The following is a 15,352-nucleotide window of genomic DNA, read 5'->3' on the forward strand; positions in this document are numbered from 1 at the left end:
TTCACATGCGTTGCAGGGCCCGCCTGGCGCGCAGGCTGCGCAGCGATGAGGGCAGTGCCGCGATCGAGGCCGCGATCGTCCTCCCAGCGTTGATCATGTTTCTGTGTCTGGCGATCGCCGGCGGCCGGATCGTCACTTCCGGCTCGAAGATCGACTCTGCGGCTGAGGACGCCGCGCGGGAGGCGTCCATCCACCGCACAGCGGCAGCCGCCCAGAGTGCCGCCCAGTCAGCGGCTGCCGAGTCCCTCAGCGACCAGGGCATCAAGTGCGCGTCGACGTCCGTCCACATCAACACCGGCGGTCTGAGCGTGCCGGTGGGGCAGGTCGGCACAGTCACCGTGACCGTGACCTGCACGGTGAATCTGTCCGACCTTCTGCTTCCCGGCGTGCCCGGGGCCAAGACGCTGACGTCGACGGCGACCTCGGTGGTGGACCAGTACAGGCAGCGGGGGGATGGATGATCTTCCGTGAGATGTTCCGGCGACCGGGCATGGACGACCGGGGAGGCGTCACCGTGTTCGTCGCTGTGTGCGTCATCGCGCTGATCGGGATCATCGGGGTCGCCGTCGATGGCGGCAGCAAGATGCGTGCCACGGAACGTGCGGACTACATCGCCGGCGAAGCCGCCCGGGCAGGCGGGCAGGCCATCGATCCCGCCGACGCGATCAACGGGAAGGCGATCGATGTGGATCCGCAGGCCGCAGCCGCCGCAGCCCAGTCCTACTTGCGCTCCGCCGGGGCCACCGGCACGGTCAGCGTGTCCGGCGACGGAAAGACGCTGACCGTCACGGTCACCGGCAGCTACGACACGAAGTTCTTGTCGGTGGTCGGGATCGGCTCTCTGTCGGTGACCGGCCACGGCAAGGCCACCCTCCTGCATGGCGTCACGGCACCCGACGAAGGAAACTGATGCGCACCACCCCTTCCCCCGCCGCAACCGCCGGCCGCACCCTGGCACGGGTCACCAAGGCCGTGCTGAGTCTGCTCGTCCTGGCGGTGACGGTCGTCGGGCTGCCGCTGCTGCTGGCCTGGGCCACCCCGGTCATCTGGGCAGCCACCCACGACGACGTCATGCACCTGCTGGACCGGCAGGACACCGGCAGCGTGTTCCTGCTGTTGCTCGTCGGCGTGGGATGGATCGGGTGGGCCCAATTCACTTTCTGCGCCGTCCGCGAGCTCATCGCGCAGATGAGGGGCCGTACCTGGCACGCCCCGCGCGGGCTGGGTGCCTCACAACGAGCCGCGGCCCTGCTGATCGGCAGCATTCTGGTGCTGCTGCCCACCAGCTCGGCGCTGGCCTCCACCGCCCAGGCCTCCCCGGCCGCCAGCACCGCCACCCACATCCCCGGGCAATCTCACAGCCGACAGACCGCCGAGGCCGAGCGGGCTCCCACGCCCGCGGCGAGCGCGCCAACCTCCCGCGCGACATACACGGTGCGCGAGACGCGGCCCGCAGAGAGCCTGTGGGGCATCGCGGAGAAAGAGTTGGGGGACGGCGAGCGGTGGCGGGAGATCTCCGACCTCAACGAGGGCCGGACCATGGTCGACGGCACGGTTTTCCGCGCGAACAGCTTTCTGCAGCCCGGCTGGCAGCTACAGATGCCTGAGACCGCCGCACCCGTAGGAGGCGTCCGTACACAGTTGGGTGACGCCACGCCCGCGGCCGGCGAGAAGGCTGGGCACGTCGTCACGGTCCACCCGGGCGACTACTTGTCGAAGATCGCAGAAAAGGAGCTCGGCGACGGCGACGCCTGGCCGCGATTGTTCGAGGCCAGCAAGGGCAAGCCGCAGCCGCACGGCCTGCCCGAGATCACCGACCCCAACGTCATCTACGCGGGACAGCAGATCACGGTGCCCGAGGCCCGGCCCCATCAACCGGCCCAAGACCGCGGGCATGGCACGGAGTCGGGCGGCCACGAGGCCCCTCCCCCGGCCACCCAGAATCCCGATAGCAAGGTGCAGCCCGGCGACGGCGACGGCTCACTACCACCCGCGCCCAGCCAGACCGCAGTGCCGGCACCCGAGTCGTCAGCGCCCAGCGCACCGGCAAGTCGCCCTGCCGAGCAGCCGGGGCAGGAGCAGTCGTCTCCGCCCGCTTCAGCGTCCACGGCACCCCAGTCCAGCACGAGCGCCTCGCCCTCTGCCGCCCCTCCGTCAGCGTCAGCGCCGTCATCGGAAGCGTCCGGCTCTACGGCCGCCCCCGCGACGGTTCCGGTCAGCAGCAGTCCGCTGAACCTGCGCATCGTGCTCGGCGCTGGCGCACTGCTGGCCGCCGCCGTCACCGGCGCCCTCACCCTGCGCATGACGCTGCAGCGCCGCCGCCGCAAGCCCGGCGAGAAGATCGCCATCGCGTCGGAAACCTCCACAGCAGAGGCCCAGCTGGCAGCGGCCGCTGAACCCGCAGGCGCTGCCCGCTTGGACGTGGCCCTGCGGACGCTGGCCCACCACGCAGCTCAGCAGCAGGACGAGCCGGTGCTGCCGTCCCTGCGGGCCGCCCGGATCGGGACCCGAGCGGTTCAGGTGCTGCCCGAGGACCTCGCCCAGGAGCCGGTGGCACCCTTCACTGCCGGACAAAGCGGCTGGTGGCTTCTGCCCGCCGACGCCGCCCTCCTGGACGACGAAGCCGCCCGCGAGGTGCCGGCACCGTATCCGGGGCTGGTCACGATCGGCAGCACCAAGGCCGGCGACCTGCTGCTGGTCAACCTCGGCGCTCTCCCCGCGCTGCTGCTGGACGGCAACCCGGTCCACATCACCGAGGTGTGCACCTCGCTGGCGCTGGAACTCGGAATGAGTCCTTGGGCGGCCGGTGTCGAGGTCGTCACCGTGGGGTTCGGCGAGGACCTGCCACAGCTGCTGCCCACCGCGCGGATCGCCCACATGCGGCAGGCCACGCATGCGCTGCGTGATCTGAGCGAACGCCTGCTGGAAGCGCACCAGATGCCCGAGACCCAGCATCAGCCGTACGTGCTGCTGTGCGCGTCCTCACTGGACAAGGACACGGCCTGGCAGTTCGCCGACGTCATCGACCGCGCGGGAGCGGTGCCCGTCACGCTGATCGCCCCGGCCAGCACGGCGGCCGCACGCTTCCCGGAGGCGGAAATCCTCAACGCCTCTCTCAGCGAGCCGCAGACCCTCGACTACGTGGGCACCGACATCACAGTGCAGCGTCTGGAGCACGCCGCCTACCAGCAGATCACCACCGCGTTGAAGGTGTCCGGGCAGCCGCCCCACCCAGCTGAGGGGCCCTGGCAGGACGTACCAGAGGAGCTGGAGGGCGTGCAGCAGCCGGAGCAGGCGCCGCCTGACGAGTCCGTCGCTCCCCACCGAGCGATGCCGGCGCTGGCCGCGGCAGCGGATGTGAGCGGCGATGTGTTCCCGGCTCTGCTCGCCGCCAGCACCGATCCGTCCGGGCTCCGTCTTCTCTCCCCCACCACGTCGTCGGTGGAGGCCGACGGCGAAGCCGACCCGGACACCGAGCAAGCGGTGCCTTCGGCCCCGGAGTCCCGGGCTGGCGAGGACTTTGCCGACACGGCGCAGGCCGCGGAGGCCGACGTCCCGGCCACCGCCCTCGAGGAGCCAACGGTACCCGCGACGGAAGCATGCAAGGCGCACGACCTGCACGCCCCGGAGATCCGGGTCCTGGGGCCGGTCGAGGTGACGGGCGTGGACAGCAGCGGACACGGCCCACGCATGGCGCAACTGGCCGCCTTGCTGTATTTCCGCCCTGGGCGGAGTGCCGATGTTCTGTGTGCCGACATGGATCCGGTCAGCCCGTGGTCGACGAGTACCCTCAACGCACGGATGCAGGGCCTGCGCAGCTCCCTGGGCAGCGACTCGAACGGCAACCTGTACGTGCCGCGCCGCAAGGCGGGCGATGATCCGTACCGGCTCGGTCCCGGCGTGCGCTGTGACTGGACGCGATTCCTCCAGCTCGTAGAACGCGCACTGCCGATGGGCCCGTCCGGCCTGCCCGACTTGGAGAAGGCACTGAGCCTGGTGCGGGGCAAGCCCTTCGGCGGCCGACCGCTGCCGTGGGCCGAGCCCCACGCACAGGAAATGATCACGCGGATTATCGACGTCGCGCACACCGTGGCCACCTACCGCATCCCCGCCGGCCCCCACCACGATCTGAGCGCCGCGCGGCAGGCCGTCTCGAGCGGTCTCGATGTAGATGAGACTGCAGAACTTCTGTACCGGGACTGGATGCGTCTTGAGGCTGCGCGCGGGAACCGCTCGGGGCTGCACACCGCGATTACCCGCGTGCAGCAGGTCAACCGGTCGCTGGACTGCTCACTGGAGATGGAGACCACTCAGCTCATCAACGAGCTCCTCAACGGCTCGGGCACGGCGGTGCGCAAGGCGCCGTAGGCGTGGATGACCGGGACGACGCGGTGGGCACTACTGGCTGGGGCCGACATCCCGAGCGGCGTGGCAGCCACTGCCCCGTCCTCGGCGCGTCCGGTGACGACGACCGGCCCGTGGATCGGGTACAGGGCGATGCTTCGCCAGGCGCTCGCCAGGGCCCATGCGGTGATGTTCTGCGCGAGTCCGATCACGCGTCCGTCACCGTGGATGTGCAGCAGGGCCTGCCAGTGGTACACGCCTTGACCGACTGCACCGCTCGTTCCGATGTGATCCCGGATCGCGGATTGCGCACCAGGTTCGGGCAAGCCGAGTTCCCTGACGGTCGTGTCCGGGGTGATACGTAGGGCGCGCATGAAACCTCCTGTCTCGGCTTCCGGATCCGCAGTGCGCGCGGCGCGCACTGGCTGTGCCATGGAGGTCCCGCCTGCACAATGCAAGGGTGACCTGCGGATTCTCTCGCTTGCGCAGCCGTCGGTACTGACTGGATCACTGAGCGTTTTCAGCGTTGTCTCTCCAGGGTGAGGACAGCTTTGGTGATGACGGTCATGCGGTTGGGGCTGATCCGGGACCTGCGGAAGATCTGCCAGGACTTCAGCCGTGCCATGCCGCGTTCGACTGGTGCTCTCGCCGCGGCCAGGGCCCGATTGACGGCGCGCTGGGTGAGGGTGAGTTCACCTCCCGGTGGCCGTTTGAGTCCGGTGGTGACCCAGGGGCCGGCGCCTTGGTAGGCGCGGTCGGCGAGGATGGGGACGCCCTGGCGTTCGCAGATCCGGATGATGCGGTGGGTGCGGGCTGCGGTCAGGTCGTGGGTGCGCCCCGGTAGCGCGGGCGAGATCCACAGGACCTCACCGGCGGGATCGGTGACGACCTGGACGTTCACGCCGTGGCGGCGGTGCTTGGCCGAGTAGTCGGCCCGGCTGTCGCCGACGCGGTCGCACTCGGCGAGGGTCCCGTCCAGCAGGACGAACTCCGGATCGTGCTCGCGGAGAGTCTTGAGCAGGCCCGGGGCCCGTTCGGCGAGCAGGGCGGTCACGGCGGTGACGTACGCGTGGGCGGTGCCGACGGAGATCCCGAAGCCGGAGGCGAGCCGGGTGAGGGTGTCGTGGCGGCGCAGGTACACCAGAGCGATGAGCGCCCGCTGGTACGGCGGGAGTTTGCACCGTCGGTCACCCTCACGGGTGACGATGAGCATCGTGACCCACTCGACGAGGGCATGCGGGAGGTCAAGTGCGGCAGGATAGGGAACCAACAGGGCTCCTGTGCCGATGGGTTGAGACTTCGAACACCTCCCCCAACGGCACGGGAGCTTTGTGCGTTGCGGCCCTCACCTCGACCTCACCGGCGTCACCCGATCGGTGGCCACTCTGAAAAGGCTCACTGGTTGTACAGCGTCAAGCCGGGCGCAGCTTCTCACTGCTGTGGCTGGGCGTGGTGGCGGGTCAGTGCCTGCCAGCGCCGCTCGAAGTCGACGGCTTGCTCGGCAATGTAGTCGGTGGTGAGGGGCTTGTTGTGTTGCGCAGTGATGCCGCGGGCTGCGCACTGCTGCGCAATGGCATCGAGCGACGGGGATTCGTTGCGCACCCGCTGTTCCGCCCACAGGTGGTAGACCCTGAACGGCAGGAGGTAGCGGCGCAGAGTGGACGGGCTGACCGGCTTTCCACCACGGCCAGTCATGCCCTTCCTCTCTGCAAGGTAGGCGGAGAGCTGCTCGGCCTTGGGCTCCTCACCGTGCTCGGTCTGGTACTCCATCCAGGCGAGGTAGTAGCGGTCGACTGTGGTGAGCGCGGCCGGCTCCCCAGGCGTATCGTCCTCGCCCGGCGGGTCATCAATAGTCGCGCTCACTCGGGGCCGGCGATGCTCCCTGGCGGGGTGCGCGCCTACGCCGGCCGGCGACTCTTCGGACTCCTCGTCCGGGAGTGGATCGCCAGAAGGCACTCGTGCGGCGGGCAGGGTGGCTACCTCGCCGGCTGACGGCTCCGTCTCGGCGAACTCGCGCTGCCGGAAGGCCGCGACGAAGCCTTCCAGGTCTGCACCCGTGATGGGCTGGCCGTTGCCGCCGGTGATCCGGTCCCGCTCGTGGAGGTATGTGGCGAGGGCGGCGGCATCGGGGTAGTCCCGGTGCTCCTGGGCGTACGACAGCCAGGCGTTGTAGAAGTAGTCCGCCAATCCGTCATCGGTGTCCTGCGGGGCTTGGGATGCGGTTCCGTTCTCCGCTGAGGGCGTGTGGCGCTGCTTGAGGGACCCCAGCAGGGGTTCGAGTTGCTCAGTGGGCAGGGGCCCGCTCGCCGGGGTGGCAATGCCGTATTGGTCTCGGAGCCACAGAGCGAACTGCGCGCTGGTGGGCTCGAAGCCGAAGGCGGTCACCCAGTCCTCATAGGCGTCGGCGAGTTGGGCGTTCCGGTCGTCTCGGAGGTCATCCGGCTGTTTTGGGCGCGCGGCTGGCACCTGCGCCGACGGCCGGGTGTCCGCCCCCTCTGCCTGCGCCGTTTCCTTCTGCTGGTCGATGGCGGCCTCGAGTTCGGGGCTCTGCGGCTGCGCCGGTTCCGGCGCCCGCTCGATGATGAACTGAATCGGCGGCTCGTTGATGCCGGCGGCGGCCAGCCCGGCCGGCGCCGTCTTGGCCAGGGGCACGCCGTAGCGGGCCAGGCGGAGGGGCATCAGCGATTCCACCGGAGCCTTGCGGCGCCAGGCGCGGCCGAAGCGGGAGCGGAGGCTGGCCTGGTAGACGAGGCGCTCCTGCTCGAGCTTGATGACCTGGTCGTAGGAGCGGAGCTCCCACAGCTTCATGCGGCGCCAGAGCAGGAAGGTGGAGATCGGCGAGAGGAGCCAGCGGGTGAGGCGGACTCCTTCCATGTGCTTGTCCGCGGTGATGTCGGCGATCCGGCCGATCGCGTGCCGGGCGGCCTCGACCGCGACGACGAACAACACCGGGATCACGGCGTGCATGCCTACGCCGAGCGGGTCGGGCCAGGCCGTCGCCCCGTTGAAGGCGATGGTGGCGGCCGTCAGGAGCCAGGCTGTCTGCCGCAGCAGCGGGAACGGGATTCGGATCCAGGTCAGCAGCAGATCCAGGGCCAGCAGGACACAGATGCCGGCGTCGATGCCGATCGGGAAGACGTAGGAGAAGGTGCCGAAGCCCTTCTTCACCGCCAGTTCACGGACTGCCGAGTATGAGCCGGCGAAGCCGATGCCAGCGATGATCACCGCGCCTGCCACGACTACGCCCATGAGGACCCGATGTGCTCGGGTCAGCTGGGGCATCGCACCGTTCCCCGCAGCCACGTCCCACTCCCCTGTCAAAGCCTCATCACTGAGCGGTTCTCACACTCCCATGAGCTGCGCCGAGCTGGGGCCCTTTGGGGGCGGCTCGGGGCGGATCGTCTGCGAAAAGTGATCCTTGAGGGGCGGTTGCGGCTGTGCGCGGCAGGGGCTGCTCGGCGTTCGTGGGCCGGCCTGCGGACAGCGGAACGGCGCCTGTCCCGGGGAGGAGGGACGCGTCGTGCGCGATATTCCGTCGGAATACGTTTCATCGCTTCCGTGTGGAGTTGAGCCGCTGGATGCCGAGGGCGTCGGCAATAGCGGCAAAGTCCTTCAGAGCCTCGTTGTGAGGGTCAAGGAAGCACCGCGGGCGCTTGCTGTACGCGAAGCGCACACCACCAGTATGCCCAGCCGGTCTAAGCTCAGCCAACCGGCTCTGGCTCTTGACTGAAGGGGCGTCATAAACGCGGCTTGCTGCCGTACTGGAGCGGCCGAGATCCGGGGATGGGTGCTGAGCCTCCTGTCGACTCAGCAGGGGAAGGAAGTGTGAATGGCGTTCAAGCTCAAGTCCGCCGATGCAGCAATTCCGGACGACCCGGTTGACCTGTACCGGATTCTTGCCCTGACGAACCGCGGTCCCGAATACGTATGGGGACACCAGCAGGACGTCCTTCGGGACTGGCACGAGAAGAAGTCGGACGCATCAGATGTTGTAATTGAGCTGCCGACCGGAGCGGGCAAAATATCGCCTACCTCGGGCCATTGCTCGCCCTGCGGCCTCTCACGAGGTTCCGGAAGGACACGGTGCTAATCGTCGACGGCATCCTGGCCCCTACCCGGGACCACACGATCGCCGAGCAGTCGAAGAACTACAGGTACTCCCCCAACCACCAGGTCGTCATCGATGCCGACCCCCGCCTGGTTGTCGCCGTCGGCCGGCCGGTCCCGGGGAACCGCAACGACTGCAAGGCATGGGAGCTATCCGGAGCGAAGGACGCCATCGGCCGGAACACTGTGATCGCTGACGGCGGCTACCGGGGCACTGGCCTGATCATCCCTCACTATCGTGACCCCGGTCGGGCCGAACTACCGAGCTGGAAAGGGAAAAGCAACGCCTCTCACCGCAAGGTCAGAGCCCGCATCGAGCACGCCTTCGCCCGGATGAAGAGCTGAAGATCCTCCGCGACTGCCGTTTGAAAAGCAACGGCGTTCACCACGCCATGCTCGGCATCGCCCACCTCCACAACCTCACCATCACCGGCTGATCTGAGCAGGCAGGTCAGGAAGCACGACCGTGATCAATTAGGGGACAACGCTTAGCCAGCACGACGCCCGCCACGCGCCCCATCGCCACACAGCACCCGATCCAGCGTCCCTTCAGGGGCCCCGCGTCAGGGGCTGTGGGAGCCCAGGAGTACGCCAGCGAGTGTCCCGGCGAGCAGGAACGGACCGAACGGGATCCTGCTCGTGCGGCCGGCTCGGCCCATGAGCATCAGGCCTACGCCGTACAGCGCGCCGAACAGGTACCCGGCGAAGGTTCCGACCAGGATGATCGGCCAGCCGTACCAGCCCAGGACGGCCCCGAGGAAGAGGGCGAGCTTGACGTCGCCGAACCCGAAGCCCTTGCTGATCAGGAAGAGTCCGAAGTAGCCGGCGCCCAGGATGAGGGAGCCGAGCAGCGCGGACGTCCAGCTGCCGTCGGCGCCGGGCAGCACGGCGGCGACGCCGAGCAGGACGAGCACGGTCGCGGCGAGCGGCAGGGTGAGCACGTCAGGGAGCCGGTGCGCCGTGAAGTCGACGGTGGCGAGCAGCACGGCGGCCGGTGTGTGCAGCAGCCAGACCACCAGCTCGGGTCGGGCCCCGGTGACGGCCGCGAGCAGGGCGCAGACCACGGCCGTGACGGAGGCGACAGAGAGTGTGCTCGGCCCGTAGGAATGCCCGGCGGCGCAGCGAGAACGTCCCAGCCATCCGTTGCCGGTGCCGGTGAGCGGATGGCCTGCCGGGCACGTTGACTCCCAGGGCTCCTCGAAGGACACGGAGAGCCGGTACGCGGGGCGGGGTATGAGCACGCCCGTGGTGCAGCCCCACAGAGCGGCAGCCGTGATGATCAGCAACGTCTCCACCGCATGGAGCTTAGAGTGAGGCGGACCCGGAGCTCAGCTTCGCTCGAGGGACGCTAATGAGGCGACGGGGACCGGAGTGCCCGGCCGCTGCGTGACCGCAGCCTGAGTCCCGCGGCCACGCAGTTTGATTCGCGGCAGCCCGCTATGAGTGCCCAGACCAGGTAATCCGCGGGAGGAGCGACTCGGCATGAACTTTCTGCCCCTGGCCGAGGCCCCGGCCCACGCCGCGTGCGAGCTGCATGACGCCGCTCTACCAGGGAGTTGGAACGCGGCGGCTGTCGAGGACGCGCTCGAGGCGATGGAGACCACAGCGCTCGCCTTGCGAGCTGCTCGCCCGGCCGCCGCCGCGGCGACGGAGAGCGTCGTCCAGGCCCTGTCCCGGCTCCGCCGCGACCTCGGCTTGATTACCGCGGACGGGAGTGAGGGGCAGGACCAGGCTGTTAGCCCGCCAGCCCTGAACCGCCGACCGAAGGCCCGTCGCGGCCTCGGCCTCGGGATCAGGGCGTGCGGATTCCCCAGCGCCGTCCCGACTCGGGTCGAGTAGGCGAGTAGCGTCGAAACCAGAACTATTGCCAGTTCCGCACCCGGGATCAGGTTTCTCCTTGCCCGCCCAACCTCGAGGACGGCTCGGGCGCCACGGTGCGTCGCCGGACATCACCCGTGCCGGTGATCGTCCGCGAGGCGGGCCGGATGCTGCCCGGCACGGCCTCACGCTGGACGAATACGTGCCCCTCCTCGCCGCGCTCGCCGTGCTGTTGTTCAGCACGGGCTGCGTCCACCTAACCCGGGCCGCCCCACCTCCGCCGCTGCTTCAGCCCGCCGTCAGTTGAGCGTGTGGCTGGTGGTGAGGCGGAGCGTCAGCTGGCGCAGCTGGCTTCCGGTGGTGGTGATGTCGTATCGGCGCGCGTTATCAAGAGCCGCCTTGGTCAGGGCCCTGCGTCGGTGGCAGTCCCGGCCCATCTTGTCCAGGGCCACCGCCAGCGAGCGCGGGTCGCCAGGAGTGTAGGGAACGCCGGCGCTCCCGAGGATGTCCCGCACACCGGGAAGATCGGAGTAGGCAACCGGAAGTCCGTGGGCTTGGGCCTCGATGAGGACGAGCCCGAAGGCTTCCAGACCCTTAGTCGTGAAGACGAAGGCGTCGAAGGTCGGCAGGCGGCGCCACAGGTCGGCGCGGGGAAGGAAGGGATCGAACTGAACCCGGTCCAGGAGTCCGAGTTCGGCGGTCCGCTGTTCCAGATGCCCCCGCAGGGCACCTTTGCCGATCACGGTCAAGTGGTGCGGCTGATCGGTGAGGGCGAGGGCTTCGACGGCGGTGACCGTGGATTTGTTGTCGTCCAGACGGCCGGCGTGCACCAGAGACAGCGGGCCGGCTCCGGTAGGCGGTTGATCGCGTAGCCGGACATCGCTCAGCGGGATTCCCCACGGGATGACGGTGAGCCGATCGGTGAATCGGTGTCCGGTGAGGCGGTCGATCCGGTCGGCGAGGGCGGAGGTCGGGGCGACGATCGCGGCGCTTGCGACAGCGACTTCATGCATGGCCTGGCGTTCCAACGCGCTGCGCTCGGCAGCCATCACCTCGGGGCCGTGAGCGATGGCGACGATCGGGATGTGGCCGGCGGTGCGGGCGAAGGCCAGGCTGAGAGCGAACCCGAGGTACTGGGCGTGAATGGCATCCGGCTGGATCTTCTCAATGAGCGCCCCGACCTCACGCGTCAGCTCATCAACGTACGGGTCGAATTCGGGGCCGTGCGGGCGCTTCGTAGTGGAGAGGACGACCATCTGATCAAACGCGGCCTTCCAAGCCTGGTCGACCGGTGCCCTGCCCAGGAAGGTTGTGTGGATGTCAGGCATCGCGCCGTAGAGATCGTTGACGAGGATCATGCTCCCGGACGAAGGCTCGGAGGTGCGGTTGATGCCGGTCAGGATGCTCAGGGGCTTGGTGGCCATGCGGAAAGCTCCATTCACCGATGACCGTCAGGTGGGAATCGGAGAGCGGGCTTCCGGACCCGGCTCCAGTCGTGAAGTACCGGTGGCGTTCTGCGTCCCGCGTTGGCGGGGAGGCGCCCACCACGACGCCAGGTGCGGCGTGAAGACGGCCTTGACCTCCTCGGCCGGATGTAAGTAGCCCTTGCTGTCCTGCTCTGCTGTCCACGCCCGGACTGTCGCGCGGGGGTAGACGGGGCTGATACCGATCTCCCCCTTGGGGAGGATCCCGTTGAAGGGGGTCGGGATTCCCTCGGTGTTCCAGTAGTCCCATGCCTCAAGAGCCTTGGCCTTCTCGAAGCAGTGGTACAGCTGCCGGTAGCGGGGCATGTACCGGATCTCACGGAAGATCATCTGGCCGATCAGCCCAGGGGCGACGTTCTGGAGCGTGCCCAGATCGGCGCCCTGGAAGGTGACCGATGCCACGTCCTGGGACGGGTGCAGGGCGGTCAGTGCGACCAGATGGGACAGTCGTCGCCGGACGTACTCGGCGACTCCCGGCCCGAGAGTCGGTTCCATGCCCCCGATGATCTGGACGAGCCGGTGATGGCGCGGATTGAAACGAGCGAGGTCGAACAACCGAGCCATGCCGTCCACGGCGGCGAAGGCGAGTCGTTTGTACAGCCAGTTGTTCAGCTCTCCGGCCTGGGCGCAGGTCTTAGTCTCCGCAGTAGCGGAGTGGAGCATCAGGTATTCGGACAGGACCTCGAAGTAGAGGTAGCCGAGGAACGGCACGTGGGTGACGGCGTCGGACAGCTGGTCGATGAACTTGGGTGCCGGAGTGGCACGGCCGGCGGCGTTGCGCAGGGCGAGGTCGAGGAACGGGGCGGCGGCGCGCAGCCCGCTCAGGACGGTGCGGTCGAGCTGGTCGTTCTCGGCCGGGGTGAGGAAGCTCTGGTAGCGCAGGTAGGTGCGCAGGTGGATGGCGCCGAGATGCAGGTAGTCCACGCCCTTGGGCGGGATCGGGGCGTCCGGGGCGACCTCGAAGACCACCGGTGTGGTGGAGGGCTTCGTCCGCATCAGGTAGGCGCCGAGGTTGTGGGGGCGCAGCCCCTCGCGCTGACTGGCGAGGGGTGAGCAGTACAGGGCCCCGACCAGGCACCCGGTGGAGACGTGCAGCTCCCGGCTGGCACGGATGGCGTCGATGTCCTTGGTGGTGTGCAGCAGGTACATCGGCTTTCCGCTGACGAGCGCTTCGGTCATGGCGTTGTGCCGTATCAGCCAGCCGTTGGGGGTTGCGCACTCCAGGTAGTGGCGCCAGTCACTTTCACTTTCGGCGAGCGAGGCAGGGATACGGCGCTGCGCGGGCGCGGTGTAGTCCGTGTGGGCGTGTTCCCATTCGTCGCGCAAGACAACTCCCGGGGACGGAGGGTTGGCGGCGGGGCCGACGGGTTCCGAGAAGCTAAAGCGTCTCGACGTTCGGCCCGGAAAGGCGGTTGCGGCAGTCGAGAACGTAGGGCGCGTTCTTCTCGATCATCGGGAGGTCGAACTGTGGGTGGTCCATGAGGAGAACCACGGCATCAGCGGCGGCTACCTCGTCCGGGGTAGCCCCGACCCGGGGCACGTTCAGCTTGGTGTCGTCGCCGTCCGGGGTGTTGGGTTCGGCGCCGCGGACCTGGGCGCCGAGGCCGATGAGAAGTTCGGCGACCCGCGCTGAGGGGGAATTGCGAAGGTCGGTGGCGTTGTACTTGTAGGTCAGGCCGAGCAGCAGAATCCGAGATCCGCGGACCGGCATGCCGCGCTGGTTGAGTGCTTCCACGAGACGCCGGACGACGTAGTCGGGCATGTGCCGGTTAACGTCGGCGGCGAGCTCTGCGAACCGGAAGGGGATGCCAAGCTCCTGCTGGGCCTTCCACGAGAGGAACATCGGGTCCACGGGCAGGCAGTGCCCGCCGACTCCCGGCCCCGGGGTGAACCGCGTGAATCCGAAGGGCTTGGTCGCGGCGGCGTCGATCGCCTCCCAGATGTCCACGCCGAGGGAAGCGGCCAGCATCGCCATCTCGTTGATCATGGAGATGTTGACGAAGCGGAAGGTGTTTTCGAGCAGCTTGGCCAGCTCGGCGACCTTCGTCCCGGACACCGGGACCGTGGTTTGAAAGATCCCGTCGTAGAAGCCCTTGATCACGTCGAGTGACCTGGCGTCGATTCCGGACACCAGCTTCGGCGTGTCGAACGACCATCGCTTGTTCCCGATCCGCTCCGGGCTGAAGCCGGCCAGGAAGTCCATCCCGCCCTTGAGCCCCGATGCCTTCTCCAGGATCGGCAGCAGCAGTTCCTCTGTGGTGCCGGGATAGGACGTGGACTCCAGGACCACCGTCGCACCGGGGCGGAGGTGCCCGCCCAGCGTCCGGGCGCAGGACTCGATGTAGGTCAGGTCAGGCACGCCGTCCCGCAGAGGGGTCGGCACGGTGATCACCGCGATGTCGAAGCCGTCCAGCGCGGTAGCCTCGGCGGTCGCCGAGTAGGCCCCGGAGTCCAGCACAGCGCGCAGCCGCGAGGAGTCCACGTCCCTCACGTAGGACTGGCCGGCGGCGAGCTGCTGGACGCGGTGCGTGTCCACGTCGTAGCCGACGACACGGTGGCCCACCTCGGCGGCGCGTACGGCCAGGGGAAGCCCCACATAGCCCTGACCAGCGACAACTACGTGCATGACAGCTCCTACTCTGTGCGGTGCTTGAATGGACCGTCGTTCCCGATGTGGCAAGGAGAAGCGCTGTGCCCCTGGTGTCGGTCGTGATGCCCGTGTACAACTCGGCAGCCACCCTCGGCGCAGCCGTCCGATCGGTGCTCACGCAGACCCACAGCGACCTGGAGCTGCTCGTCACCGACGACCAGTCCTCCGATGGCTCCATGGACCTGCTCCGCGAGTTCGCCAAGCAGGACGAGCGCGTCCTGCCGAAGTCGGCACCCGAACAGGGCGGTGCCGGCCGGGCCCGCAACCTGGCGATTCAGCGGGCCCGCGGGGACTACATCGCCTTTCTCGACAGCGACGACATGTGGCTTCCGGAGAAGACCGAGAAGCAGCTCGCCTTCGCTGCGGAAGGCGATGCGCCGCTGACGTTCACCTCGTACTACAAGATGGACGCCGACTACGCCGGCGAGAGCACCGACTGGATCCCGAACGGGCGGGTGATCGGTGCGCGGGAGCACGTGGACTACCGCGCGATGCTGGTCCGAGACCACATCGGCGCCCTCACCGCCATGTACGACCGCAAGGTCCTGGGCACGCGGCTGATGCCGGAGATGCGCAAGCGCCAGGACTACGCCCTCTGGCTGTCGATCATGCGGGACGGCGCTGACGCCCGGGGCCTGGATGAGCCGCTGGCGGTGTACAGGGCCCACCAGGCGGGATCGCTGTCCTCCAACAAACTCTCCTTGGTCAAGTACAACTGGTCGTTGTACCGCGAGCACGAACATCTGTCGGTCCCGCGGGCGACACGGGCGCTGGCCGGCGCCGTGTGGCAGTCGCTGCGCAACGCGCGCATCTAGATCCGTGACCGGGCCCGAAGGGCCCGGTGCACGACCGTTTCCGGGGACGCCTGACCGGGTCCCGCTCCGTGGCCGGGCCACATCCTCGGAGTCTGAACCCGGGGGCGAGAGTCGGCGGGTCACCGGTGCCGTCG

Annotated in this window: 12 protein-coding genes and 1 pseudogene; 6 read left to right on the top strand and 7 right to left on the bottom strand. The window is 68.5% G+C overall.

Going from position 1 to position 15,352, the window contains the following annotated elements:
• Positions 1-5 precede the first annotated feature (5 nt).
• The 3 genes from ACFVIU_RS34395 to ACFVIU_RS34405 are packed head-to-tail and all read left to right on the top strand — an operon-like array spanning position 6 to position 4,368.
• Positions 6-461 (top strand): TadE family protein, encoded by a 456-nt coding sequence (locus tag ACFVIU_RS34395; protein ID WP_385847451.1) that lies wholly within the window; start codon positions 6-8, stop codon positions 459-461.
• Positions 458-910 carry a TadE/TadG family type IV pilus assembly protein gene (locus ACFVIU_RS34400; protein WP_385847399.1) on the top strand — a complete coding sequence of 151 codons (453 nt, stop codon included), beginning with the start codon at positions 458-460 and terminating at the stop codon, positions 908-910. Before ACFVIU_RS34395 ends, ACFVIU_RS34400 begins: the two co-directional genes overlap by 4 nt.
• Positions 910-4,368, top strand: coding sequence for a hypothetical protein (locus ACFVIU_RS34405; RefSeq protein WP_385847400.1), 3,459 nt, complete (start codon positions 910-912; stop codon positions 4,366-4,368). Before ACFVIU_RS34400 ends, ACFVIU_RS34405 begins: the two co-directional genes overlap by 1 nt.
• Here ACFVIU_RS34405 and ACFVIU_RS34410 read toward each other — a convergent pair.
• The 3 genes from ACFVIU_RS34410 to ACFVIU_RS34420 form a co-directional block, all read right to left on the bottom strand.
• Positions 4,311-4,778: a hypothetical protein gene (locus ACFVIU_RS34410; RefSeq protein WP_385847402.1), complete on the bottom strand. Its 468-nt coding sequence runs from the start codon at positions 4,776-4,778 to the stop codon at positions 4,311-4,313. The two genes, ACFVIU_RS34405 and ACFVIU_RS34410, sit on opposite strands and share 58 nt — an antisense overlap.
• An 86-nt stretch (positions 4,779-4,864) precedes the next feature.
• Entirely contained in the window at positions 4,865-5,614 is a 750-nt protein-coding gene (locus tag ACFVIU_RS34415; RefSeq protein WP_385847403.1) for a transposase family protein, read from the bottom strand.
• A gap of 161 nt (positions 5,615-5,775) precedes the next feature.
• On the bottom strand, positions 5,776-7,626 hold the full coding sequence (locus tag ACFVIU_RS34420; RefSeq protein WP_385847404.1) for a DUF2637 domain-containing protein: 1,851 nt from the start codon (positions 7,624-7,626) through the stop codon (positions 5,776-5,778).
• Positions 7,627-8,367: 741 nt separating this feature from the next.
• Here ACFVIU_RS34420 and ACFVIU_RS34425 point away from each other — a divergent pair.
• Positions 8,368-8,888 (top strand): annotated as a pseudogene (locus ACFVIU_RS34425) (transposase); the annotation flags it as partial.
• A 126-nt stretch (positions 8,889-9,014) separates the two neighbouring features.
• Here ACFVIU_RS34425 and ACFVIU_RS34430 read toward each other — a convergent pair.
• Positions 9,015-9,746, bottom strand: coding sequence for a prepilin peptidase (locus ACFVIU_RS34430; protein ID WP_385847405.1), 732 nt, complete (start codon positions 9,744-9,746; stop codon positions 9,015-9,017).
• A gap of 187 nt (positions 9,747-9,933) precedes the next feature.
• Here ACFVIU_RS34430 and ACFVIU_RS34435 point away from each other — a divergent pair, with 187 nt between their 5' ends.
• A complete protein-coding gene (locus ACFVIU_RS34435) occupies positions 9,934-10,290 on the top strand; it encodes a hypothetical protein (protein WP_385847406.1) in 357 nt (118 codons plus the stop codon).
• Positions 10,291-10,568: 278 nt separating this feature from the next.
• On the opposite strand, the gene ACFVIU_RS34440 is transcribed toward ACFVIU_RS34435, so the two are convergent.
• The 3 genes from ACFVIU_RS34440 to ACFVIU_RS34450 are packed head-to-tail and all read right to left on the bottom strand — an operon-like array spanning position 10,569 to position 14,379.
• A complete protein-coding gene (locus tag ACFVIU_RS34440) occupies positions 10,569-11,693 on the bottom strand; it encodes a glycosyltransferase family 4 protein (protein ID WP_385847407.1) in 1,125 nt (374 codons plus the stop codon).
• Positions 11,694-11,720: 27 nt separating this feature from the next.
• The gene (locus ACFVIU_RS34445; protein ID WP_385847408.1) at positions 11,721-13,079 is read right to left on the bottom strand and encodes a hypothetical protein; all 1,359 of its coding nucleotides are present in this window, start codon (positions 13,077-13,079) and stop codon (positions 11,721-11,723) included.
• Positions 13,080-13,131: 52 nt separating this feature from the next.
• Entirely contained in the window at positions 13,132-14,379 is a 1,248-nt protein-coding gene (locus ACFVIU_RS34450) for a nucleotide sugar dehydrogenase (RefSeq protein WP_385847409.1), read from the bottom strand.
• Between the two features lie 65 nt (positions 14,380-14,444).
• Here ACFVIU_RS34450 and ACFVIU_RS34455 point away from each other — a divergent pair, with 65 nt between their 5' ends.
• A complete protein-coding gene (locus ACFVIU_RS34455; protein WP_385847410.1) occupies positions 14,445-15,218 on the top strand; it encodes a glycosyltransferase family 2 protein in 774 nt (257 codons plus the stop codon).
• Positions 15,219-15,352 lie beyond the last annotated feature (134 nt).

Origin of the sequence: Streptomyces sp. NPDC127190, from assembly GCF_042672505.1 — a bacterium.
Classification (GTDB): Bacteria; Actinomycetota; Actinomycetes; order Streptomycetales; family Streptomycetaceae; genus Streptomyces.

What these genes read in the sequence shown, in the direction of transcription:
- ACFVIU_RS34395 (WP_385847451.1), top strand. Translation starts at nt 6, where the DNA reads ATGCGTTGCAGGGCCCGCCTGGCGCGCAGGCTGCGCAGCGATGAGGGC.
- ACFVIU_RS34400 (WP_385847399.1), top strand. Translation starts at nt 458, where the DNA reads ATGATCTTCCGTGAGATGTTCCGGCGACCGGGCATGGACGACCGGGGA.
- ACFVIU_RS34405 (WP_385847400.1), top strand. Translation starts at nt 910, where the DNA reads ATGCGCACCACCCCTTCCCCCGCCGCAACCGCCGGCCGCACCCTGGCA.
- ACFVIU_RS34410 (WP_385847402.1), bottom strand. Translation starts at nt 4,778, where the DNA reads ATGGCACAGCCAGTGCGCGCCGCGCGCACTGCGGATCCGGAAGCCGAG.
- ACFVIU_RS34420 (WP_385847404.1), bottom strand. Translation starts at nt 7,626, where the DNA reads ATGCCCCAGCTGACCCGAGCACATCGGGTCCTCATGGGCGTAGTCGTG.
- ACFVIU_RS34435 (WP_385847406.1), top strand. Translation starts at nt 9,934, where the DNA reads ATGAACTTTCTGCCCCTGGCCGAGGCCCCGGCCCACGCCGCGTGCGAG.
- ACFVIU_RS34440 (WP_385847407.1), bottom strand. Translation starts at nt 11,693, where the DNA reads ATGGCCACCAAGCCCCTGAGCATCCTGACCGGCATCAACCGCACCTCC.
- ACFVIU_RS34450 (WP_385847409.1), bottom strand. Translation starts at nt 14,379, where the DNA reads ATGCACGTAGTTGTCGCTGGTCAGGGCTATGTGGGGCTTCCCCTGGCC.